This window comes from Colwellia sp. C2M11, from assembly GCF_018860915.1.
Taxonomy (GTDB): Bacteria; Pseudomonadota; Gammaproteobacteria; order Enterobacterales; family Alteromonadaceae; genus Colwellia.
The window spans coordinates 71496-95849 of the sequence record NZ_JAHKQD010000047.1 but is presented as its reverse complement, the minus strand read 5'-3'; the positions used below and the strand labels follow the sequence as shown (position 1 = coordinate 95849).

The following is a 24354-nucleotide window of genomic DNA, read 5'->3' as shown; positions in this document are numbered from 1 at the left end:
TTCCTTAATATACAGGTAAAACTCATGAATACTCTACTAACAATTGTTGAGCAAATTCTCTAGCTCGTATATCTAAGGAAATAACCTCATTTATATTACTTACCTGTTCTGAGACAAATTTTTTCACAGAAGTTTCATTTATTTTGTAAATATCGTTAAATTTAATTGTTTCATCTAAAAATGCCGCTACTGCAATTTCATTCGCTGCATTAAGTGCTGTACATGCAGCTTGACCACTTTCACAAGCCTCAATTGCTAATTTCAAATTAGGATACCTTTTAAAATCAACAGATTGAAAATCAAATGACGCCGTATTAAAAAAGTCTAAGGGCGCAACGCCAGAGTCGATTCTTTCAGGATAAGCTAATGCATGAGCAATAGGTGTACGCATATCAGGATTTCCCATTTGCGCAATAACGGAGCCATCGATATATTGTACCATTGAATGAATAGTGCTTTGTGGGTGTAACACAACTTCGATATCATCTGCTGTCACATTGAACAACCATTTAGCTTCAATAAACTCTAAGCCTTTATTCATCATGGTAGCAGAATCGACCGATATCTTTCTGCCCATTTCCCAATTAGGATGTGCACAAGCTTGGTCTGGTGTTGCCATTTCAATGTCACTTAACGACCAAGTTCTAAATGGTCCGCCTGATCCTGTTAATAATATTTTACTAATACCATTTTGACCTAACTGGCAGTGCCCCACTCGTCCTTGCTCTTGCCAAGGTAAACTTTGAAAGATAGCATTGTGTTCACTATCTATTGGCAATAATTCTGCTCCTGATTTCTTAACAGCCTCAATAAAAATAGCACCAGAAGTGACTAAGGCTTCTTTATTAGCTAATAACACTCTTTTACCAGCTTCTACTGCTGCTAATGTTGCCATTAGCCCTGCTGCTCCGACAATTGCAGCCATAACTGTGTCAGAATCCTTTGAAGCAGCAATATCTAAAAGAGCGTCATTACCAGATTCTACCGTGATATTATTAAGCCCTTCTTCTGCTAGACGTAGCGTTAATAATTCAGCATGAGATTCAGAGGTCATTACAACCGTTTTAGGTAAAAACTCAATACATTGCTCAACAATTTTATCAACACTTTCATTGGCAGATAAACTCACTACGTTAAATTTTTCAGGGTGTAAACGAACAACCTCTAACGTACTCTGCCCAATAGAGCCTGTTGAACCTAAAATACAAAGCTCACGCACAGTTACTTGTTTACCTGACTTTTCTTTTATCACAAATCTTACCAACCAAATAATACGTAACAAAGTGCAAAAACAGGCGCTGTTGCAGTTAAACTATCAATTCTATCTAAAATTCCGCCATGTCCTGGCAAGATAGATCCACTATCTTTAACACCTGCTTGGCGTTTAAGCATGCTTTCATTTAAGTCGCCTAATACCGAAACGGTTGTAATTAACACGGTCACTAACAAGACTGTAATAACCTGTCCTTGATTCCATGCTAATAGATAGGCAGCAATAGCAACCAGAATACAAGCAGAAGCAATACCACCAAGGAAACCTTCAAAGGTTTTTCCTGGACTAACATTTGGCATTAATTTATTTTTACCAAAAGCTTTACCAACAAAATAGGCACCTATATCAGCACTCCATACCATTAACAATAAAAACATTAACAACTGAGCACCATGATAGGTGTCGACTTGGTAGTCATTCGCACGAATTACCATAAATGCTAGCCAAGTAGGTACTAGTGTTAGCCAGCCAAAAACACCACGAACTGAGCGATGTTTAGACCAAAAACCACTCGCTTTAGGATATGAAAGCATTAAAAAAGCAGAGAATATCCACCACGCGACAGCTAGCCATAATACGGCCAAAGCATAGCTATGTAACTGCCCAGAACTTGTCCATAAATCATTCAGTGATACGGTAGTCCAAAGACCTGCAATCAGAAAAAGTGTCGTTCCAACGAAACCTACTCTTCGAGTTGTAGTGTCAAACCCCATAAAAGGTCCCCACTCCCAAGCACCAATACCAATAATAACTAGCAATAAAATTGCAAAATACATTAAAGGTAAATAAAAGATTGCCGCAATTGCCGCAGGTGCCAAAATTAAAGCAGTAATAATACGTTGTTTAAGCAAGTTATATCCTTTTTATTTTAGTAAGTGCTAAGCCATCTTTGTTATAGTTTTTCTGACTTAACTACTTTTATTCTTCTATTTGTTTAACTTGTTCACCCGTTTTACCAAAACGGCGCTCTCTTTGAGTAAAAGCATCAATTGCTTTATCAAATTGCATTTCATCAAAGTCAGGCCATAATGTTTCAGTAAAATAAAACTCTGCATAAGCGGCTTGCCATAATAAAAAGTTGCTAATACGATAATCACCACCTGTACGAATCAGTAGATCAAGTTCGGGTAAATCAGCTAAACAAGTTTGTTTGTGCAGTGAATTTTCATTGATATCGTCAAGCGACATCTCATTTTTTTGAACTTTGCTTGCCAGCAGTTTTGCCGCATTAGCAATATCCCAACGTCCACCATAATTTGCAGCTATCGATAACACTAAGCCATCATTTAATATCGTTAACTCTTCTGATTTTTTGATACTTTTTTGTAATTTTTCAGAAAAACGACTTAAGTCACCAATCACTTGAAAGCGAATATTATGCTTGTGCAAGCGTTTAACTTCTTTGGTGAGCACAAACATAAACAAGTCCATTAGGACACTAACTTCTTTTTCTGGTCGTTGCCAATTTTCACTACTAAAAGCAAATAAAGTTAGCGCTTTTACGCCTAATTGACGCGCGCCCTTAACAACAGCTTGAACAGAGGAAACACCAGCTTTATGACCGGCAACGCGCCCTTTTCCCTGAGCTTGCGCCCAACGACCATTACCATCCATTATAATAGCAATATGATCTGGAATTATTTTTCCTTCATCTAGTGATGCTATGTCAGTAGCCACTGATTATCCTTTCATGACAAGTAAATTTATTATACAAAAACGCCAGTCAGTAATTACTACTATCTGGCGTTATTTACAAAAAACGAATTAAATTTCCATTAATTCAGCTTCTTTTTTCTCTAAAATTTCATCAACTTGTTTCACATAAATATCGGTAACTTTTTGAATACTGTCTTCAGCTTGATGATGCTCATCTTCACTGATTTCTTTATCTTTTAACAAACTTTTGAAGTCAGAATTAGAGTCACGACGAATATTACGAATTGCTATTTTACCGCCTTCAGCTTCACCACGTACTACTTTAACTAAGTCTTTACGACGTTCTTCAGTTAATGGTGGCAACGGAATACGTATCAAGGTTCCGTTTGACTGTGGATTTAAACCAAGATCAGATTTCATGATGGCTTTTTCTACTGCTGCTATCATACCTTTATCAAAAACAGTAATTGAAAGGTTACGAGCATCCGGTACTGAGATATTACCTACTTGGTTTAAAGGGCTTTCCATTCCATAATAATCAACCGTAATATTATCTAGTAATGAAGCGTGAGCACGCCCAGTTCTAATCTTATTCAGACTACCCTTAAGAGATTCAATGCTTTTTGCCATACGCTCTTGCGCATCTTCGATAATTTCATCTATCACAATGTTTCTTCCTACAATTATTTAAATAATGTTAAATTCACAATTTATACAAACTTTATAAAGCTTAATTGCTTTTTTTTCTAAAAATCAATTAAGTTTATTTATTCTTAATTACTGTGCCTTCGTCCTGTCCCATGATGACAGCTTTAAGAGCACCAGGCTTGTTCATGTTAAAAACACGAATAGGCATATTATGGTCGCGTGCTAAAGTAAAAGCAGCTAAATCCATAACTTTTAATTCTTTGTCTAATACTTCATCAAACGTCAATTCGCTGTAAAGTTCAGCTGCCGGATTTTTCATTGGGTCTTCTGAATATATCCCATCAACTTTTGTTGCTTTTAACACAACATCAGCCTCAATTTCTATACCTCGCAGACATGCGGCAGAGTCTGTTGTAAAAAAGGGATTACCAGTACCAGCAGAAAAAATAACAACACGGCCTGATTTTAATAAACTAATGGCATTAGCCCAATTATAACGTTCACAAACACCCGCTAAATCAATTGCAGACATTAATCGAGTGTTCACAAAAGCACGATGTAATGCATCACGCATAGCCAGCCCATTCATTACTGTGGCTAGCATACCCATTTGGTCACCTACAACTCGATTCATTCCGGCTTGTGCAAGCCCTGCTCCACGAAATAGATTACCACCACCAATAACAAGACCTACTTGAATATCCATTTCAACTAACTCTTTAATTTCTTGCGCCATGCGATCAAGAATTTTTGGATCTATGCCAAAACCTTCTTCTCCCATAAGAGCTTCACCACTAAGTTTAAGAAGAATACGTCGATAAGATGATTTGGGGTTAGTACTCATATGTGAAAATTCCTATTTGGCTCGCTGAAAAAAGGCTAGGGTCAAAAAAGACCGCAAACATTTTAATACGTTTAGCTTATCCAAGAAAGCCTTAACTGAAAAAACCACTATTATTATTCCAATTTTATGAAAAACCTAAAAAAAAGTATAAAAAAATGTATAAAAAAACGCCTACCTTGCAAATGCAAAATAGACGTTTTTTATTAATTCAAAAATTTTGATGAATTTAACTTAACAACAGAAGGTATTATTGATATCACTCAGAAAAACTAGTGATTAAAATACCTCTTGATAATATTAACGCTATGACATCAAATATAAAGAATATTAAGCTTTAGCAGCTGCGATTTGCGCTTCAACTTCAGCGGCAAAATCTTCATCTTTTTTCTCAATACCTTCGCCCACTTCAAGACGAGTGAAAGAAGAAATTGTAATACCTTTTTCTTTTAATACTTCACCAACAGTTTTCTTAGGTTCCATAATAAAAGCTTGACCAGTTAAAGATACTTCACCTGTGAACTTACGCATGCGACCAGAAACCATTTTTTCAGCGATTTCTTGTGGCTTGCCTTCATTCATAGCAATTTCAATTTGAATTGCTTTTTCTTTTTCAACAACTTCAGCAGGAACGTCATCCGGAGTTAAAAATTCAGGCTTACTTGCAGCAACATGCATTGCAATATGTTTAAGTGATTCAGCATCACCTTCACCTGCAACAACAACACCAATAGTAGCACCGTGACGGTAAGAAGCTAACGCTGCACCTTCAACATACTCAACACGACGAATATTGATGTTTTCACCAATTTTAGTCACTAAAGCAATACGCTTTTCTTCAAATTGTGCTTGTAATTCTTCAATTGTTACTTTTGATTCAGCAGCAACATCTAATACTTCATTAGCAAACGCTAAGAAGTTAGCATCTTTTGCAACGAAATCAGTTTGACAGTTAACTTCTAATAATGCAGCAACGCCGTTTACATCTTTAATTAAGATAGTACCTTCAGCAGCAATGTTGCCTGCTTTTTTAGCCGCTTTTGCTTGACCGTTCTTACGCATATTTTCAATCGCAAGTTCCATGTCACCGTCAGCTTCTTGTAACGCTTTTTTACAATCCATCATGCCCGCAGCTGTGCGTTCACGAAGTTCTTTAACCATTGCAGCAGTAATTGCCATGAGTTAATTCCTCTGTTTGCAGTTACCCCCATCATCACCGCTTAAACATAAAGTGTTAAACAACAATGTGATGGGAATAAATAGTAAATTAGGTGTCATAAAAGCAAAGCTGTAAATATAAATTTTATAACAATGCTTTTATGATTAAACGAATTATTGTACTTAATTATTTTTAATTACGCTTAGTTAATGAAAAAGCGTAATCAAATAATTATTCAGTTTCAACAAAACCGTCTTTTTCTGCTTGAACAACAATGTTTTGTTCACGGCCAGAAATTACAGCATTAGCAACAGCATCACAGTATAAAGTTACTGCACGGATTGCATCATCGTTACCAGGTACAATGTAATCAATGTTATCTGGATTTGAGTTAGTATCAACAACAGAAACTACTGGGATACCAAGGTTATTTGCTTCTTTAATAGCAATATGCTCATGATCAGCATCAATGATAAAAATAACATCAGGTAAACCACCCATGTTCTTAATACCACCTAAGCTCTTATCAAGCTTTTCCATTTCACGAGTACGCATTAACGCTTCTTTTTTAGTTAAAGCTTCAAAAGTACCGTCAGTGCTTTGAGACTCAAGATCTTTTAAACGTTTAATTGATTGACGAACTGTTTTCCAGTTAGTCAACATACCACCTAACCAACGGTGATTAACGAAGAATTGGTCTGATTTAATTGCTGCATCTTTGATAGCATCACTTGCAGCACGTTTAGTACCAACAAATAAAACTTTACCTTTCTTAGATGAAACATTGTTAATGAAAGCAAGTGCTTCATTAAACATAGGAACTGTTTGCTCAAGGTTGATGATATGAACTTTATCACGAGAACCGAAAATAAACGGCTTCATTTTTGGATTCCAGTAACGAGTTTTGTGACCGAAATGAACACCAGCTTTAAGCATATCGCGCATTGAAACGTTTGACATTGTATTTTCCTTTAATGGGGTTAAGCGTTCATACATCCAATACACACGACCCTTTTACTGTAATCTTGAGTTACTTTATTAAGTAAACAACAAGATATTTTCCAGCGGGGCACCCCGGTATATCTTTGATAGATGTATGTGAGTTTATAATATAATCAAGCTGACTTTAGCAGACATGACCTGTTTAATTGGCACTAAAATAAGGACTACTTTTCGTTAAAAAGTAAACTCCAATATTTCAGCGCCGCATTTTATACCATAAAAACGCATCTTTAACCAGAAAAAAATTCACTGGGATAATTACTATTATCACGGTAAAATTACCTGTAAGTAAGATAACTAATACGCTCAAACAATCAATTTTTAGGTAATCCATGACAACACAGAACATACCTGCACAGCTGTTTTTTCTATATGACAGCCATTGCCCTTGGAGTTATGTAACTACCAAGCTTGTAAATGAAATTAATCAAGCATTTCCTGCCATTACTATAAATTTATGGCATGCTGCTTTTTTTGATGGTAAGAATGATGATTCTACCAGTAGTAAGCTTAACGAAATTAAAGCCGTTGAAAACTTAGCTAATATAAAATTTCCACCGGTTTATAAAAAACTACTCGAAACCAATAAAAGCTCTATATTAGCGGCTAACTTAATGACTTGGGCACAACATAAAACGCCACATTTAGCATTAACGTTGCTAAATGCATTACAAAAGGCGCATTTTGAGCAAGGCAACAAGTTAACTAATCAAGCTGATTTAGATGATATTATCAATGAACTGAAATTATCACCACCAACGAAAGTGTTTAAAAATGATAAACTCAGCAAAGATGTTTTTATGCAGCTAGAAGAAATATATTCACTGCAAGAAATGATGAATACTGAAGCAATTCCAGCTTTATTATTGGCAGTTAATGATCAATTAATATTATTGAACCACAATTTTTATTTAACTCAACCTAGCGCCATTATTGAAGCGGTTGAATTAGAGCTAAATAAATATCAATAGAAATAATCTATTTCAATTGATATAAACACACTTAAATTTAAGAAAGAAAAGAGAATTCAATGACCATACCAATTAAAAGCCAAGATGAAATTGCTAAAATGCGTATAGCAGGGCAACTCGCTTGTGATGTATTAGAAATGATTGCTCCACATGTAAAAGCAGGAGTCACAACTAATGAACTAGACGCCTTATGTGCTGAATATACTGAAAAGGTACAGCAAGCCATTTCTGCCCCCCTAAATTACCATAACTTCCCAAAGTCTATCTGTACCTCTATTAATCATGTTGTTTGTCATGGTATTCCAGACAATACAGTATTAAAAGATGGAGATATTATCAATCTTGATATTACCGTTATTAAAGATGGTTATCATGGTGATACCAGTAAAATGTTTTTAATTGGAGAAGTTTCTCCTGAAAACAGCCGCCTATGCCGTTTAGCTCAAGAAGCCTTATATATTGGTCTAAAAAAAGTAAAGCCTGGCGCTACTTTTGGAGAAATTGGTACTGCTATTCAAAAATTCATTAAAAGCAAAGGTCGCTATTCTATTGTTAAAGATTATTGCGGTCATGGCATTGGCGTTGAATTTCACGAAGAGCCACAAATTGTTCATTACAAAAACAATGATAAAACCAAAATGCAAGAAGGCATGTGTTTCACTATTGAGCCAATGATCAACTTAGGTAAGGCAACAACTGTTTTAGACAAAGATGACAATTGGACTGTTTATACCAGTGATAGTAAAAATTCTGCTCAATGGGAACATACACTGGTTGTTACTAAAACAGGCTGTGAGATTTTGACCTTAAGAAAAGAAGAAAGCATTAGCCGTATTTTACATAACTAAAAAATATCAGTCACTTTCTGAATCAAAGGTAAGCATGTGAATAATCATCCAATAGAAAGCCATATAATCCCTTCAGATTTTATAGAGCGCTTAGCCATTACCGCTGACACTTTATCTAGCAAAGATATTTGCCAATTAACACTTAACTTCAATGAGTGGCTAAAAGCAGCCTTTTCTGAACATGATGTTCAAGACCTTTTGACTGCTCGAGCAATGTTTGTTGATAACATACTTGCTAAGCTTTGGTGTCAACACCACCTTGACGAATCTCAAATAAGCTTAATCGCTGTAGGCGGTTATGGCCGTGGTGAACTGCATCCTTTTTCAGATATTGATATTTTATTATTAACTCAACCTGATATTGATTTAGTTTTAGAAGAAAGAATTTCGAGTTTTATCACTCAGCTATGGGATATAAAGCTAGATATAGGACACAGTGTACGTTCAATTAAAGAATGCATTAAACAAGCAATTAATGATGTCACTATAGCAACGAACTTAATGGAAATGAGGCAAATAGCTGGTAATGAAGCACTTACACAGCAACTATTACCTTTATTAAACGATGATGCATTTTGGACTTCTAAAAACTTCTTTCTAGCTAAACGAAAAGAGCAAAAACAGAGACATTTACAATATCACGGTGCAGCCTATACTCTAGAGCCGAACTTAAAAGCAAACCCAGGCGGATTACGTGATATTCAAACAATTGCTTGGGTTGCAAAGCGTCACTTTCTCGCTGATTCCCTTGAAGAGCTTGTAGAACATCAATACCTTTACCCTAATGAATTATCTGAACTAATTGAAGCACAAGACTATTTATGGCGTCTGCGTTTTGCCTTGCATTTTGTTGCTAAGCGTAGCGAAAATCGTTTGTTGTTTGATTATCAAGCCGATGTCGCGAAAATGATGGGCTTTGGTGATGAAGGTAAAGCACCTGTTGAACGAATGATGAAGCGTTTTTATCGCATCATTTCTCGAGTTTCAGAACTTAACACGATTTTATTGCATCGATTTCAACAAGAAACAATTCAAGATCCTAAAGAAGCTGATATTAAAGTAATTAATCAGGATTTTGAATCTGTTGATACCCTAATTAATGCAACCAGCAACAGAGTTTTTATGCGTTCAGCAAAAATGCTCGAAATGTTTTTAATTATTGCTCAAGAGCCCAATATCAAAGGTATTCATTCAAATACACTACGGTTAATGAGAAATGCAAGACGTCGGTTAGTTTCGGGGTTAGTTGATTATGCTCAGTGTCGTCAAATTTTCATGGCTATTATTAAACACCCAAGAGGACTAGGTTTAGCGTTTAATTTGATGCACCGTCATGGAATTATTGGTTCTTATCTCCCGTTATGGCGCAATATCGCAGGTCAAATGCAATTCGATTTATTTCATGCTTACTCTGTTGATGAACATAGCTACCGTGTTGTCAAAAACTTGTATCAGTTTAGCCAAAAAGAACATAACCACAAATTCCCTTTGTGTAGCAAAATAATGCAAAAAATACGTAAACCAGAAGTTTTGTATTTAGCAGGAATTTTTCATGATATAGCGAAAGGCCGTGGCGGCGATCATGCTAAATTAGGCGCTGTCGATGCGTTAATATTTTGTCAATCTCATCAAATGAGTAAACATGACAGTAGAATGGTTGCTTGGTTAGTTGAGCAACATTTAATAATGTCAGTAACAGCACAACGTCGCGATATTAATGATGAAAATGTTATTCGCACTTTTGCTGGCACTGTCCGTGATGAAGCACATTTAGATTATTTATACTGTTTAACCGTTGCAGATATGCGAGCGACTAATGAAAGCTTATGGAATAATTGGAAAGCCAACTTATTACATGACTTATACTTTAATACCCTAAGAGCACTACGTCGTGGTTTATCAAAGCCAGTTGAAACACGTTCTAAAATCCGTGAAAATCAGCAGCAAGCTAGAGATATATTAGCGACAACTCATATTGATAAAAGCCAATTGGATTCTTTATGGCGAGAATTCAGAGCCGATTATTTCTTACGGTACTCGCCAGAGCAAATAGCCAGACACTGTCAACGTATAATAGGTCACGATAGAACAGAGCCACTAGTCATTATTAGTACGAAGCCTTACCGAGGTGGAACAGAAGTTTTTGTTTTTGCGAAAGAAAAAGTAAATACCTTTGCTAGTATAGTACAAGTATTAGGGGCTAAAAAACTTTCCATACATGATGCAAAAATTATTACGACAAAAACAGGCTATACCGTCAATACCTTCATCATCCTAGACTCACGAGGAAAAGCCTTAAAAGAGAGCTACCAAACCGCTGAAATAACGAAAGCTCTTAGCGAAAAGCTTAAGCAAGATGATTGCGGTGATATTCCATTGCAACCAGCAAGAAGAGAAGTAAAACAATTTAAGTTTCCATTAAAAGTAAGCTTTATTAAAATTAAAGCCAAAAGTAAAACAATGATTGAAATTATTGCACTAGATAGAGCTGGCTTATTAGGTAATATCGCGCAAGTTTTTCAACAATTACATATTAATATTCATTCAGCTAAAATCACAACTTTTGGCGAAAAGGCTGATGATGTTTTCACTATATCAACCTATGAGAACATGGCATTAACCGAAGAAGAAAAACAACAGCTTTCTGATAAATTAACTCAGGAAATAGATTAAAATAAATTTAAATAAGTTTAAATAAGTAATAGGAATTTTAAATGACCGACTTAACGGCTTTAGCAAACACCATAGAGCAAGCTTTTGAAGATAGAGCAAACATAAGCCCTGCAACAGTTACCAATGAAGTAAAAACAGCTGTATTAGCATCTTTATCAGCACTAAATAATGGCTCTGCACGTGTTGCTGAAAAAATTAATGGCCAATGGCATGTCCATCAATGGTTAAAAAAAGCGGTATTACTTTCTTTTCGTATATGGGACAACCAAGTTATAGACGGTGCTGAAAGTACTTTTTTTGATAAAGTACCAATGAAGTACAGCGATTATACACAAGAAATGTTTGAGGCTGATGGGGTGCGTATTGTACCTGGCGCATCAGTACGTACGGGTAGTTTTATCGGTAAAAATGTCGTAGTGATGCCAAGCTTTGTTAATATTGGTGCTTTCGTTGATGAAGGGTGTATGGTTGACGGCTGGGCCACCGTTGGCTCGTGTGCTCAAATAGGTAAGAACGTTCACTTATCTGGCGGCGTTGGTATTGGTGGTGTATTAGAGCCCCTACAAGCAGGTCCAACAATCATAGAAGATAATTGTTTTATCGGCGCACGCTCTGAAATAGTTGAAGGTGTTATTGTCGAGGAAGGTGCCGTTATTTCAATGGGCGTTTATATTGGCCAAAGTACACGTATCTATGACCGCGAAACCGGTGAAATACATTATGGTCGTGTTCCGGCAGGCTCTGTTGTTGTCCCTGGAAACCTCCCATCTAAGTGTGGAAAATATAGTTTATATGCCGCAATAATTGTGAAAAAAGTGGATGCAAAAACACGTGAAAAAACAGGCATTAATGAGCTGTTACGTTTAGCTGACTAACAACCAGAAAATTGAGACATTAATGGTTCAATGATCTAATTCAGTTAAAATTACAAAAAAGCATTACACAAAAAAGACGGTAAGTTAGCTAACTTACCGTCTTTTTAGTTTATTATACTCGGGATTGCCAACTATTTTTTAAGTTGCTCATCCATTTCTTCAATTTTCACTTTCCAAATCGCTGGTCCTGTAACATGAGCAGACTCACCTGCGCTGTCAACGGCAACGGTTACTGGCATATCCTCTACTTCAAATTCATAAATAGCTTCCATTCCTAGTTCTTCAAAAGCAACTACGCGCGCTTTCTTCACAGCCTTAGAGACTAAATATGCTGCACCACCAACGGCCATTAAATATACTGACTGATGTTTTTTAATATTTTCAACGGTCGCTGCGCCACGTTCAGATTTACCGATAGATCCTAAAAGGCCGGTTTCAGATAGCATCATGTCATTGAATTTATCCATACGTGTAGCTGTGGTAGGGCCTGCAGGACCAACAGCTTCATCACCAATTGCATCAACTGGGCCTACGTAATAAATAAACTTATTAGTAAAATCTACAGGTAATTTCTCACCTTTAGCTAACATGTCTTGAATACGTTTATGGGCGGCATCACGACCGGTTAAAATAGTACCACTAAGCAGAACAGTTTCTCCTGTTTTCCACTCAGCTATATCAGCTTTAGTTAAGCCATCAACGTTAACACGACGGACATTCTCGCCGACTTCCCAAGTAATATCAGGCCACTCTTCAAGTTTAGGTGGTGTTAAATCTGCTGGACCTGAGCCATCTAAATGAAAGTGAATATGGCGTGTAGCCGCACAATTTGGAATCATTACTACAGGTTTAGACGCTGCATGAGTGGGCACAGCATTAATTTTCACATCAACAACTGTTGTTAAGCCACCTAATCCCTGTGCGCCAATACCTAATTTATTAACACGTTCAAAAATCTCTAAACGTAATTCTTCTTCTGCGTTTTGTGGGCCTCTATCCATCAATTCTTGAATATTAACAGGGTCCATTAAACTTTCTTTTGCTAATACACCTGCTTTTTCAGCTGTACCACCAATACCAATACCTAACATACCTGGTGGGCACCAACCAGCTCCCATAGAAGGTAATGTAGCGACAACCCAATCAGCAATAGAATCAGACGGGTTTAACATCGCCATTTTTGTTTTATTTTCACTACCGCCGCCTTTAGCAGCAATCATAACTTCAATTTCATCACCTTCAACTAAGTCAATATGAACAACTGAAGGTGTGTTATCTTTTGTATTTTTACGAGCTCCGACTGGGTCTGCAACAATAGATGCACGTAAAGGGTTATCTGGATTCATATAAGCACGACGTGTGCCTTCATCCACCATTTGCTGAACAGTCATATCAGTTTTATCCCACTGAACAGCCATACCTACCTTAACGAAACAAGTTACAATGCCTGTATCTTGGCAAATAGGACGTTTTCCTGTAGCTGACATACGTGAGTTAATAAGGATTTGTGCAATGGCGTCTTTTGCCGCGGTATTTTGCTCTTTATGGTAAGCTTTTTCTAGCGCTTGAATAAAATCGAGCGGATGATAATAAGAAATATATTGAAGTGCATCTTCAATACTATCGATTAAGTCTTGTTGCTTGATAATTTTATGGGACATGTTGCTCTCAGCTTTCGTTAAAAATATAAATTCATTTGGGTATATAAAATGTTTCCATTATAATACCTCTCTATTGAAACTGCTGCTAGTAGCCAATAGCAAAATTTGTAGATTTATACTCAACATAAACCGAACAAATACCTTATAAATACGTCAATTAGTAGAGTGACTATCACCTTGCATTCCAATACCCTACCTTCATTTAATCCATTGAAACTTTCAGTTGAGCAATTAACATTCGAAAATGAAGTTACTCCTTTAGATTTATTCACGCCATTATCAAATACTCCTTGGTCTATTTGGTTAGATTCAGGACAAAGCCAGCATATTGATGTTTGCTTTGATATTTTAGTGTGGCACCCCAACGTTACTTTATGTACATATGGTGACAAAACGACAATATGCGATGTAAAAACTAAACACACATATACAAGTGCAGAAGATCCTTTATCTTTAGTCGAAAAAGTTCAACAACAGGTATTATTGCCCCTTGAAGTATCACAACAAATGCTTCCTTTCTTAGGCGGAGCTTTAGGCTACTTTTCGTATGATTTAGGGCGACGTTTTGAGAAGTTGCCAGCACAAGCAGAGCAAGATATTACATTGCCAGAAATGGCTGTTGGTATATATAGTCAAGCAATAATATTTGATCATAAGCACCAACAATTCTATTTAGTTTGCCCTCCTGAAAACCGTTCAGAAATAACGTGTTTTTTACAAACGTTATTGAAAAAAGCAAAAAATAAAGCGACTAATGCTAAACAAACACAGTTTACCTTACTATCAGACTGGCAAAGTAATATGGATAAAGCCAGTTACACAGAAAAATTTGGTCAAGTTCAAAACTATTTACTATCAGGCGATTGTTATCAAATTAATTTAGCGCAACGTTTTAAAGCACAATACCAAGGTAATGAATTTGAAGCATATTGTGCTCTTAGAGCAAAAAATAAAGCCCCTTTTTCTGCTTTCATACAATTAGACAATGCTAGTATCTTAAGTGTTTCTCCTGAACGTTTTTTACAAAAGAAACAAAATAAAGTTCAAAGTAAGCCCATAAAAGGTACTATGCCTAGAAGCACTAATGAAACAGAAGATCAAAACAACGCTGACATTCTCGCTAATTCAACAAAAGATCGTGCTGAAAACTTGATGATTGTTGATTTACTTCGCAATGATATATCTAAAGTATGCAAGCCAGGGACAGTTGTTGTGCCTAAACTATTTGATATTGAAAGCTTTCCAGCAGTACATCATTTAGTTAGTACCGTCGAAGGAGAAATTGCAGAGCACAATAGTGCGAGTGATTTGTTACGAGGTGCATTTCCAGGTGGTTCAATTACTGGTGCACCAAAAATCCGCGCGATGCAAATTATTGAACAACTTGAACCACACCGACGTAGCGTATACTGTGGTAGTATTGGTTACATTTCAAGCTGTGGTACTATGGATACCAATATTACTATTCGCACATTAATTTGTGAAAAAAGCCAGAAAAACACGTCAACTACGCCTAATCATATATATTGTTGGGCTGGTGGTGGTTTAGTTGCTGATTCTATTGCAGCAAGTGAATATCAAGAAACATTTGATAAAGTAAATTGTATTTTGCCTGTGCTAAAAAAGTTGGGTAAATAAGAGGAAAATAGTAATGAATAAAAATGAATTTCTCTTTAGATTTCATCTGAAACAACACTATGATTCTTGTCATACATATCAACATAAAGCGCCATTAAAATCAGCTGCTGTATTAATTGCGCTGTTTGATAATAATAGTAAAGCTGATGACCCTTTTTCACCTGATGGCTTACAAGTATTACTAACAAAAAGAGCGAGCCACTTAAAACATCACCCCTCACAAATAAGTTTCCCCGGCGGTAAGGTGGAATTAACCGATACTAATTTAGTTCATACGGCATTAAGAGAAGCACAAGAAGAGGTGGGGTTGGATCCTAAAGCGGTCAATGTTATTGGTCAATTACCTAATTATGAAATTATTAGTGGTTATCAAGTGACACCAATTGTCGCCATGATTAACTCCCTTCAAACATACCAAAAAGATGAAAATGAAGTAGATGAAATATTTCATGTACCACTAAAGCATTTTTTACAGGATAAAAACCATCATATCGTCAAATCTTATCGTAACGGCTGCCATCACAATGTCCACTTCTATCCTTACCGACACTATAATATATGGGGAGCAACAGCTTCCATGATAAAAGACTTGGTCACGCGAATAAAATAATATAGGTTGTAACAAACAGCAAATTTCAGCTATCATCACATAAATTAATAACAACAAAATATAAGATTATTCAAATTTTATTCGGTATTTAATTATGATTAGTGTATTTGATATGTTTTCAATTGGCATCGGACCATCTAGCTCTCATACAGTTGGCCCGATGAAAGCTGCAAAACTTTTTGTGGATTCACTTAAAGCGGAGGCATTACTGCCTAAAACGAATAGAGTAAAATGTGAGTTATTTGGCTCTTTAGGTCAAACAGGTATTGGGCACGGTACAGGTAAGGCCGTTATTTTAGGTTTATCTGGTGAAGCACCTGAAAGTATTCTAGTAGATTCCATTGATAAAATTCTTGCTCAAGTAGTTGAAACTAAAAAAATTAAACTCGATGGCAGTCATATCGTCAACTTTCCTAAAGATAATGCCATTATTTATCATCATAGAAAAACATTACCAGCACACGCGAATGCAATGACTCTTTTTGCCTATCACGACGAAACCCTTCTTTTAGAACAAACATATTACTCTATTGGTGGTGGCTTTATCGTACAAGACATTGATTTTGAAAGAGAAAAAGATAAAGCGTTATCACTACATGAAAATATCGATAAACCACACAAGTTTACTAATGCCGCAGAATTATTAGCAATCGCTCAAGAAAAAGGCCTTAGTATTAGTACAATCATGATGGATAATGAAAAATGTTTAAATGATGAGGCATTTATTCGTGCTGAATTGATAAATATTTGGCAAGCTATGCGTAGCAGTGTCGATCGTGGCATCGCCACTGAAGGTATTTTACCAGGTGGTTTAAAAGTAACTCGCCGTGCACCTGCTCTATATCGCTCTTTAATGGTAGAAAGATCTAATGATCCATTAACAGCAATGGATTGGGTCAACTTATTTGCACTTGCTGTTAATGAGGAAAATGCGGCCGGTAGCCGTGTTGTTACGGCACCAACAAATGGAGCTGCGGGTATTATTCCAGCCGTATTATGTTACTACGATAAGTTTGTCAAACCCGTTTCTGATGATGATTGTAGCCGATACCTACTTACTGCAGCAGCTATTGGTATTTTATATAAAACCAATGCTTCTATTTCCGGTGCAGAAGTAGGCTGTCAAGGAGAGGTAGGCGTTGCTTGTTCTATGGCTGCTGGTGCACTAACTGAAATTATGGGCGGAACACCTATCCAAGTAGAGAATGCAGCAGAAATAGGTATGGAGCACAATTTAGGTCTGACCTGCGACCCTGTTGGTGGTTTAGTCCAAGTACCTTGTATTGAACGAAATGCAATGGGCTCAGTAAAAGCAATTAATGCATCTAGATTAGCACTTCGTGGTAATGGCACATCGAAAGTATCTTTAGATAAAGTAATCAAAACCATGTGGGAAACAGGTAATGATATGAAAACAAAATATAAAGAAACTTCTCGAGGGGGTTTGGCAGTAAATATCACAGAGTGCTAATTCACTGCCAGTATAAAGTTTGGTTAATCAACAATTGATGTAATTGATACCGTAGCTAGTCGATGGTTTATTTAGTGGGTAACTCTATATCAGCAAACATTTCATCGACTTCTGTATTGTTTTTTAACAACATAGCTTGAGTCACAACATGCTTATTTAAATGTGGAGCAAATCGTTCAATAAAATCAAACATATAACCACGTAAAAAACTACCTCGTCTAAAGCCTATTTTTGTGGTACTTGCACTAAATAAATGACTAGCATCAATAGTTACAAGGTCATGATCAATTTTAGGATCAATCGCCATAGTAGCAATTACACCAATACCAATACCTAAACGAACATAAGTTTTAATTACATCAGCATCTGTGGCTGTAAAAGCAATTTTAGGTACAGCACCAGCTTTTTCAAATGCAGTGTCTAATTCAGAGCGCCCAGTAAAACCAAACACATAGGTAACTAAAGCATATTTAGCAATATCCTGAATCGTTATATCTGTTTTGCGTGCTAAAGGATGATCTTTACACACGATAATACTACGGTTCCAGTGATAACAAGGCAGCATAACCAAATCGTTATAGAGGTGTAGAGACTCAGTTGCTATAGCAAAGTCAGCATCACCTTTTGCCGCTGCATCACTAATTTGTGCAGGTGTCCCTTGAGACATTTGTAGTGATACTTTGGAGTATTTTTTAATAAAACCTTGTATCACTTCAGGTAAAGCATATCGTGCTTGCGTATGCGTAGTTGCAATACGTAACTTTCCTTCATCAGGCTGAGTATGCTCGCGAGCAACAGCTTTGATACCTTCAACCTTTGAAAGTATTTGTTGGGAAATATTAATAACTTCTTGGCCCGCAGGCGTAACATGAGTTAAATGCTTACCACTACGACCAAAAATTTGAATTCCTAATTCATCTTCCAGCATTCTAACTTGTTTAGAAATACCTGGTTGGGAGGTGAAAAGCACTTCTGCCGTAGCTGAAACATTCAGGTTATTATTCAGCACTTCAACGATGTAGCGCAATTGTTGCAATTTCATATATATACCAAAGCCAAGATTTTTAGGAACACTCTTAGACCAAAAGGATATACTTAATTGAACATTTATTCCATGTTAAATTGCATTTTTTGTAAATAAAATTCAACATTAATGGAAAAAATACCTAAAGATTATTTTATTATAATTTATAACCACCAATAAGATTGGTTAATTATTCCCTACACTTGAATGTTCATTTTAATATTCAGTTTTCAAAGATTAGTTTTAATATGAAGTACTCTAATTAAATCTGGTAATTAAATGTAAGTTAGGCTTTGCTAAACATGACATTTTTTGTAGACTGACAGCTATCAAAGTGAATAATTGTTCACATTATTAAAACAAGAGCTTTAACATGATCGCTATTATCATAGGTTTACTCATCACACTCGTTGTATTAGTTGTGGTTGTCAGTGCCTTTCAACAACATAAAGAAAAGCAAGATGCAGAAAAAAGAGTTAAGGTAGCAAAGCAAAAAGCTATTATGGATGAAAGCGAAGAACTGATACTTAATTTAGTTAATCTTCCTTCCAGCCCAAAACTAACCCGAATATTAGCTAATCGAAGCTTAACTGCCGCAACTACAATGCGAGAATTAAAGCCTGAGGTTAAGGGGCTTGAAGATAGAATTAACGCGCTTAAGGCTCAAATCAAGGCAGCAGAAGAATTAACAACTAGCCAAGGTAACGATGAAAATTTTGTACTTCCGGAGAATGAGCAGCAAGTATTAGCGGTTCTACAATGCATTAAAAAACTACGTGTCATAATTAAATCTGAGCAAAAAAAGGGTGCCCTTGATCCGCAAACGTTTACACAAGAGGATCAACGTTTAGACGCAATGCAATTGAAAATTAATATAGAAAGTTTAATGAAACGAGGCATACAAGCACAAAATAAAGAGATGTTTGGCTCAGCACGCCAATACTTTGAAAAAGCCTTACAAACAATGGCGAACCATCCAATAAAAACAGACTATATCAATACAAAAACTAGTGAAATAGAGCAACAATTAGAAGATATAACAGACTCATTAAAAACAACCAACGCGTCAGATGCCGCGAAAAGGGCGAAAGAAGAAGAAAATGAATTAGATATTTTATTCCAGCCTAAAAAGAAATGGTAGCAACACTACCTTTAGCTTGATATAGATTAAAACTAAGCCAGCTTTTGCTGGCTTTTTCTTATAGCTTTACCCAATGAGATTATAACGTGGAAAAAAATAATTCCATTACACTAAACTCCTTCTTACGTAGAACAATGAAGGCTTATGCTTTAAAGGCTCACATAAGAGAACAAGGCTGTGAACTTAAACGTATTGGTCGCTCTCGTCATTGGCTGCTTACTGCAAACTTTGAACAGCTACAGGCAATAATTACCTTTATAGAAGCCTCAAATGAACCGAGTTGGTCATGGTTAACTAAACTGTTAAAAAGTGAATACCAACACTTGAGTCATGATGAGCTACTCAGGATTGCATCAACAATAGACAATGTCACGATAAGTGCGCTTATTGCCAGAACAGACTGCACTATAGCGCAAGCAAGGAAAATTATCGATGAGTTGGAAGGGTTTGATTAGATCGATAAGCTTGTGGCGAGCCTTGAGTTAATAGTGATGAAGTTAACTTATAAATAATCAACTTCTCTTTTTAACTCACATGGCTCACCCCTTTAAAAATCAATCTTCTTTAGCAGTTGATTTTTTCTTATTGGCTACTTTCTTTTTTGCTACTTTTTTCTTGGGTTTAGGAATATCTTCAACCCACTCACCATCGATGTACTTTGCAGTCCATCCTGTAGCTTTAGGCTTATCATCAGTTACAATCTCAGTCATAACATACTGCTCTTTCGTTTTACGACTATAACGTACAACTGATAAGTTACCTTCATGATCTTCTGCTGGAGCATCTGCCAAGTAATAAAACTTAGGAGAAATTCTGTCTCTAAAGCGCTTCAACTCAGCAACTTTTGGCGCTCTGGTTTCACGAGACCGAGGAAACGTGTTCGCAGCCAAGAAAATACCCGCAGCACCATCACGCAAGACAAAATGTGCATCAGATTTTTCACACGCAAGTTCAGGTAATTGAACAGGATCTTCTTTTGGCGGCGCGGCCTCTCCGTTTGCCAATAGCTTACGTGTATTTTTACATTCAGCATTAGTGCAATCAAAATACTTACCAAAACGGCCTGACTTCAACTCCATATCAGCTTCACAACGATCACACTCTAATACCGGACCATCATAACCTTTAATTTTAAATGTGCCCTGCTCTACTTCAATACCATCACAAATAGGGTTATTACCACACACATGTAACTTACGGGTCTCATCAATAAGGTAACTATCCATAGCAGTGTTACATTTCTTACAACGATGCATTGCTCGTAACGCTTCTGTTTCTTGATCTTCAGCCAAGACACTAACGGCTTCTTCACCTGGTGTTAAGTTCATTGTAGTGGTACAACGCTCTTTAGGTGGCAAGGCATATCCTGAACAACCTAAAAACACCCCTGTAGATGCAGTTCTAATCCCCATTTTACGGCCACAAGTAGGACAGTCAATATCAGTTAAGACAGGGTTATTATTTGGCATACCACCTTCTTCAGAGTCCATATTAGCTAAAGCTAATTTTTTGCTGAAGTTCTTATAGAATTCATCTAAAACACTTTTCCAATCAAGTTCACCTGCAGCAATAGCATCAAGCTCTTGCTCCATATTCGCGGTAAAGTCATAGCTCATTAATTTTTCAAAACTAATTGACAGGCTATCTGTGATTATTTCACCCATTTTTTCAGCATAAAAACGTTTTTTATCTAAACGTACATAACCACGATCTTGAATGGTTGAAATAATCGATGCATACGTTGATGGTCGACCAATAGAGCGTTTTTCTAATTCTTTAACCAGTGAAGCTTCACCATAACGAGCTGGTGGCTTAGTAAAATGCTGAGTTGGCTCTAAATGATCAAGTGTTAATACCTCACCTACCGCTAAATCAGGTAAGTGTTTATCATCACCTTTAGCAAGTTGAGGGTGAACACGTGTCCAACCGTCAAATTGCATCACACGACCTTTCGCTTTTAAATCAAAATCAGCAGCGCTAATAGTAAGTGTACTAACCGTATAACGTGCTGCTGTCATTTGACAAGCAACAAACTGACGCCAGATTAAATCGTAAAGTTTTTTAGCATCAGCATCAATGCCTTCCATAAAGGCAGATTCAACTTTCACATTCGATGGACGAATCGCTTCATGCGCCTCTTGAGCACCAGCTTTAGAGCCGTATACCTTCGGTTTTTCAGGAAGGTAATTTTCACCAAAACTTTTACTAATAAAAGTACGACACATTTCGACAGCATCTTTACTTAAGTTAGTTGAATCGGTACGCATATAAGTAATGTGACCGGCTTCATATAAACGTTGAGCTAAACCCATGGTACGTTTAACACCATAACCTAATTTAGTACTTGCTGCTTGTTGTAATGTAGAAGTAATAAATGGCGCAGAAGGCATACTCTTTGACGGTTTATCTTCACGTTTACTAACAACATAATTGGCAGGTTTTAACAGCGCTAATGCTTTATCTGTATCTGCTTTATTGGTAGGCTTAAAAGCCTTACCATTTTCGTGAGTAACATCTAAGGTTAATGCTTCTCCCGTGCTAGCGTGTGTATCGGCAATAATATCCCAAAACTCTTTAGGATCGAATGCTTTAATTTCTCTTTCTTTTTCAACAACTAATTTAACAGCAACGGATTGAACACGCCCAGCCGATAATCCTCTAGCGACTTTTTTCCACAATAGAGGGCTAACCATAAAACCAACAACACGATCAAGAAAACGACGTGCTTGCTGCGCGTTAACACCAGGCATACTTAATTCACCGGGTGTTGAAAATGCTTGTTGAATAGAGCTTTCCGTTATTTCATTAAAAACAACTCGACGGAATTTAGCATCATCACCACCAATGAGCTCTTTTAAGTGCCATGCTATCGCCTCTCCCTCGCGATCCAAATCGGTTGCGAGATAGATGGTGTCAGCTTTTTCAGCAAGTTTTTGAAGTTCGGTTACAACTTTTTCTTTACCTGGAAGTATTTGATAATTAGCAGCCCAGTTCTTTTCTGGATCGATTCCCATTCGATTAACTAACGCTAATTTATCACGTTTTGCTTTATATTTAGCTTTTGCTTCCGGTGCCATTTTACGCACTTCTGCAGGTGATTTAGCGGCGACTTTTTTACCCGTACTACTATGAGGTAAATCGCGCACATGACCAACACTCGACTTTACAATAAAGTCTTTACCTAAATATTTATTAATTGTCTTCGCTTTGGCTGGCGACTCGACAATAACAAGTGATTTTGCCATAAAAATTTGTAATCCTGCTTATTCGACAGTTTATCTACACATGAAGATAAATTAATTTTTGTTTTATTATTCATTTATTATTTGAGTTAAAAAGTGCGAGCGTGCCCTTTAACCTCACCCAAACAAAGATAAAAATAGTTTCATTTTAAAAAATATAGTTGCATACCTATTTATACATATATCTATAAATATGCAAATTAACAAGTATTTATTTTTGCACTTACTTACTCGCCTATAACTAAAGGCTGCTTTTGGCTATAATAACCAAAGACGAATACCAACTAATAACATCAAGCTTAATTACACCACTTAATGCCCTTTTGAGCGCAATCATAATCGACTTTGCTAGAAAAAATAAGGGTTAAATTCTAAAAAACTAATTTAAGCTTGTAATTTTCAATAATAAAAACCGCTAACTGAGATAAATATGTCGCAATTACCAGAACAACTAAAAGATAAATTAACACAATGTTTATGCCCGCCTGGTAACGGTGTTTTTACCGTAAATACAGCCAAGGAGCGTAAAGCGCAATTACATCAAACAATCTTCGGTCAAGCCACTGGCATTGATGATTTATGGAAAAGCTCGTTAAATAGGCTTCCTGATGCTTCTAACGCCGTTATTTTAGGTATAGCATCAGATTGTGGCGGTGGAATATTACGTGGTGCCAATTGGGGGCCCTTATTTATTCGTTCGACACTACTTGAAAATTATCCTGACCTGAACACTTTTGATTTAGGTGATGTTCGCGTTATTCCTCACTTACTGTCAGATAAGTATTTAAACGAAGCCACCCTCAGCAATTGTCGTAAAGCTTTGTATCAAAATGTTCAAAGTAACTATTGCGTTAGCCCCTTAAGCATTACTGAAGATGTTCTGCATGATTTTTATGCTGCATTTCCTGAAAAAGGTATTTTTGGTTTAGGAGGGGACCATAGTGTTAGCTACCCTTTAACAAAAACATATTTACAAGCTAAGAAGGAACAAGGTAAGCGTGTTAGCATTATTCATTTTGATGCCCACACAGACTTATTAATAGAACGTTTAGGTATCGATTTATGTTTTGGCTCTTGGTGTACCCATATTTTAAATGACTTACCGGCACCTGAGCATTTAATTCAAATAGGTATTCGTTCAAGTGGTAAACCAAAGTCACATTGGGAAAATACCTTTGGCGTCAAACAACATTGGGCACATGAAATTAAAGAGGTAGGCATAGAGAAGGTTATCAGTAATATTCTTGCGCAATTAGCAGAACAAAATATTGATGAACTTTATGTTAGTTTTGATATTGATGCTATTGACGACAGTTATGCTTCAGCAACAGGAACACCAGAGCCTGACGGATTAATGCCACAAGAAGCCATGCAAATATTACAAGCCATTGCAGAAAAATACCCAATAACAGCTGCTGATATGATGGAAATAGCTCCCTTTACTGATAGTTCAGGGCTGGGCGTAATTAGCCAAGAAAAAACATTAAAAGTAGCGGGGGAAATTTCAGCTTTTTTGATAAATGAAATAAGTAAATAATAGTTATTAATCAGCCTGCCATAGCCTAATTACAGTCAGCGATACTGATTAATAACTGTTACATTAGATAGGATACTACTTTCA

20 protein-coding genes are annotated in these 24354 nt (G+C 36.5%); 10 read left to right on the top strand and 10 right to left on the bottom strand.

Annotation, left to right across the window (positions count from 1 at the left end; all coding sequences use genetic code 11):
- Positions 1–22: 22 nt before the first annotated feature.
- The 7 genes from ispC to rpsB form a co-directional block, all read right to left on the bottom strand.
- Positions 23–1219, bottom strand: a complete 1197-nt coding sequence (ispC, locus tag KO509_RS13200; RefSeq protein WP_215973865.1) for a 1-deoxy-D-xylulose-5-phosphate reductoisomerase — start codon at positions 1217–1219, stop codon at positions 23–25.
- A 38-nt stretch (positions 1220–1257) separates the two neighbouring features.
- Positions 1258–2124, bottom strand: coding sequence for a phosphatidate cytidylyltransferase (locus KO509_RS13195; protein ID WP_215973732.1), 867 nt, complete (start codon positions 2122–2124; stop codon positions 1258–1260).
- 67 nt (positions 2125–2191) lie between these two features.
- Entirely contained in the window at positions 2192–2950 is a 759-nt protein-coding gene (gene uppS, locus KO509_RS13190) for a polyprenyl diphosphate synthase (RefSeq protein WP_215973731.1), read from the bottom strand.
- An 87-nt stretch (positions 2951–3037) separates the two neighbouring features.
- A complete protein-coding gene (gene frr / locus KO509_RS13185; RefSeq protein WP_215973730.1) occupies positions 3038–3595 on the bottom strand; it encodes a ribosome recycling factor in 558 nt (185 codons plus the stop codon).
- 97 nt (positions 3596–3692) lie between these two features.
- Positions 3693–4421, bottom strand: a complete 729-nt coding sequence (pyrH, locus tag KO509_RS13180) for a UMP kinase (protein WP_215973729.1) — start codon at positions 4419–4421, stop codon at positions 3693–3695.
- Positions 4422–4748: 327 nt separating this feature from the next.
- On the bottom strand, positions 4749–5597 hold the full coding sequence (gene tsf / locus KO509_RS13175) for a translation elongation factor Ts (protein ID WP_215973728.1): 849 nt from the start codon (positions 5595–5597) through the stop codon (positions 4749–4751).
- Between the two features lie 211 nt (positions 5598–5808).
- Positions 5809–6537: a 30S ribosomal protein S2 gene (gene rpsB / locus KO509_RS13170; RefSeq protein WP_215973727.1), complete on the bottom strand. Its 729-nt coding sequence runs from the start codon at positions 6535–6537 to the stop codon at positions 5809–5811.
- A gap of 374 nt (positions 6538–6911) precedes the next feature.
- Between rpsB and KO509_RS13165 the strand changes: the two genes are divergently transcribed.
- From KO509_RS13165 to dapD, 4 genes are read left to right on the top strand one after another with little or no spacing between them, the layout of a single operon-like run.
- On the top strand, positions 6912–7550 hold the full coding sequence (locus tag KO509_RS13165; RefSeq protein ID WP_252727563.1) for a DsbA family protein: 639 nt from the start codon (positions 6912–6914) through the stop codon (positions 7548–7550).
- A 59-nt stretch (positions 7551–7609) separates the two neighbouring features.
- Positions 7610–8398 (top strand): type I methionyl aminopeptidase, encoded by a 789-nt coding sequence (gene map, locus KO509_RS13160; protein ID WP_215973726.1) that lies wholly within the window; start codon positions 7610–7612, stop codon positions 8396–8398.
- Positions 8399–8434: 36 nt separating this feature from the next.
- Positions 8435–11071 (top strand): [protein-PII] uridylyltransferase, encoded by a 2637-nt coding sequence (gene glnD, locus KO509_RS13155; protein WP_215973725.1) that lies wholly within the window; start codon positions 8435–8437, stop codon positions 11069–11071.
- 41 nt (positions 11072–11112) lie between these two features.
- Entirely contained in the window at positions 11113–11946 is an 834-nt protein-coding gene (dapD, locus tag KO509_RS13150; RefSeq protein WP_215973724.1) for a 2,3,4,5-tetrahydropyridine-2,6-dicarboxylate N-succinyltransferase, read from the top strand.
- A gap of 131 nt (positions 11947–12077) precedes the next feature.
- Here the strand turns inward: dapD and KO509_RS13145 are convergent, their stop codons facing one another.
- On the bottom strand, positions 12078–13607 hold the full coding sequence (locus KO509_RS13145; RefSeq protein ID WP_215973723.1) for a fumarate hydratase: 1530 nt from the start codon (positions 13605–13607) through the stop codon (positions 12078–12080).
- 210 nt (positions 13608–13817) lie between these two features.
- Here KO509_RS13145 and pabB point away from each other — a divergent pair, with 210 nt between their 5' ends.
- From pabB to KO509_RS13130, 3 genes are all read left to right on the top strand, one after another.
- Positions 13818–15245, top strand: a complete 1428-nt coding sequence (gene pabB / locus KO509_RS13140) for an aminodeoxychorismate synthase component I (protein WP_215973863.1) — start codon at positions 13818–13820, stop codon at positions 15243–15245.
- A gap of 13 nt (positions 15246–15258) precedes the next feature.
- A complete protein-coding gene (locus tag KO509_RS13135; RefSeq protein ID WP_215973722.1) occupies positions 15259–15855 on the top strand; it encodes a CoA pyrophosphatase in 597 nt (198 codons plus the stop codon).
- A gap of 94 nt (positions 15856–15949) precedes the next feature.
- On the top strand, positions 15950–17326 hold the full coding sequence (locus tag KO509_RS13130) for an L-serine ammonia-lyase (protein ID WP_215973721.1): 1377 nt from the start codon (positions 15950–15952) through the stop codon (positions 17324–17326).
- A 67-nt stretch (positions 17327–17393) separates the two neighbouring features.
- On the opposite strand, the gene cysB is transcribed toward KO509_RS13130, so the two are convergent.
- Complete coding sequence (gene cysB / locus KO509_RS13125) at positions 17394–18368, bottom strand: HTH-type transcriptional regulator CysB (protein WP_215973720.1); 975 nt, start codon at positions 18366–18368, stop codon at positions 17394–17396.
- 355 nt (positions 18369–18723) lie between these two features.
- Here cysB and KO509_RS13120 point away from each other — a divergent pair, with 355 nt between their 5' ends.
- Both KO509_RS13120 and KO509_RS13115 read left to right on the top strand, forming a co-directional pair.
- Positions 18724–19491, top strand: a complete 768-nt coding sequence (locus KO509_RS13120; protein ID WP_215973719.1) for a hypothetical protein — start codon at positions 18724–18726, stop codon at positions 19489–19491.
- An 86-nt stretch (positions 19492–19577) separates the two neighbouring features.
- Positions 19578–19946, top strand: a complete 369-nt coding sequence (locus KO509_RS13115; protein WP_215973718.1) for a ribosome recycling factor family protein — start codon at positions 19578–19580, stop codon at positions 19944–19946.
- A 99-nt stretch (positions 19947–20045) separates the two neighbouring features.
- On the opposite strand, the gene topA is transcribed toward KO509_RS13115, so the two are convergent.
- Positions 20046–22736, bottom strand: a complete 2691-nt coding sequence (topA, locus tag KO509_RS13110) for a type I DNA topoisomerase (protein ID WP_215973717.1) — start codon at positions 22734–22736, stop codon at positions 20046–20048.
- 427 nt (positions 22737–23163) lie between these two features.
- Between topA and KO509_RS13105 the strand changes: the two genes are divergently transcribed.
- Complete coding sequence (locus KO509_RS13105) at positions 23164–24270, top strand: arginase family protein (RefSeq protein WP_215973716.1); 1107 nt, start codon at positions 23164–23166, stop codon at positions 24268–24270.
- Positions 24271–24354 lie beyond the last annotated feature (84 nt).

Bases quoted from the DNA above. Each gene is read 5' to 3' on its own strand.
- rpsB (WP_215973727.1), bottom strand. From the start codon at position 6,537: ATGTCAAACGTTTCAATGCGCGATATGCTTAAAGCTGGTGTTCATTTC.
- KO509_RS13105 (WP_215973716.1), top strand. From the start codon at position 23,164: ATGTCGCAATTACCAGAACAACTAAAAGATAAATTAACACAATGTTTA.
- dapD (WP_215973724.1), top strand. From the start codon at position 11,113: ATGACCGACTTAACGGCTTTAGCAAACACCATAGAGCAAGCTTTTGAA.
- KO509_RS13135 (WP_215973722.1), top strand. From the start codon at position 15,259: ATGAATAAAAATGAATTTCTCTTTAGATTTCATCTGAAACAACACTAT.
- pyrH (WP_215973729.1), bottom strand. From the start codon at position 4,421: ATGAGTACTAACCCCAAATCATCTTATCGACGTATTCTTCTTAAACTT.
- topA (WP_215973717.1), bottom strand. From the start codon at position 22,736: ATGGCAAAATCACTTGTTATTGTCGAGTCGCCAGCCAAAGCGAAGACA.
- KO509_RS13130 (WP_215973721.1), top strand. From the start codon at position 15,950: ATGATTAGTGTATTTGATATGTTTTCAATTGGCATCGGACCATCTAGC.
- KO509_RS13120 (WP_215973719.1), top strand. From the start codon at position 18,724: ATGATCGCTATTATCATAGGTTTACTCATCACACTCGTTGTATTAGTT.
- tsf (WP_215973728.1), bottom strand. From the start codon at position 5,597: ATGGCAATTACTGCTGCAATGGTTAAAGAACTTCGTGAACGCACAGCT.
- KO509_RS13145 (WP_215973723.1), bottom strand. From the start codon at position 13,607: ATGTCCCATAAAATTATCAAGCAACAAGACTTAATCGATAGTATTGAA.
- cysB (WP_215973720.1), bottom strand. From the start codon at position 18,368: ATGAAATTGCAACAATTGCGCTACATCGTTGAAGTGCTGAATAATAAC.
- KO509_RS13165 (WP_252727563.1), top strand. From the start codon at position 6,912: ATGACAACACAGAACATACCTGCACAGCTGTTTTTTCTATATGACAGC.
- map (WP_215973726.1), top strand. From the start codon at position 7,610: ATGACCATACCAATTAAAAGCCAAGATGAAATTGCTAAAATGCGTATA.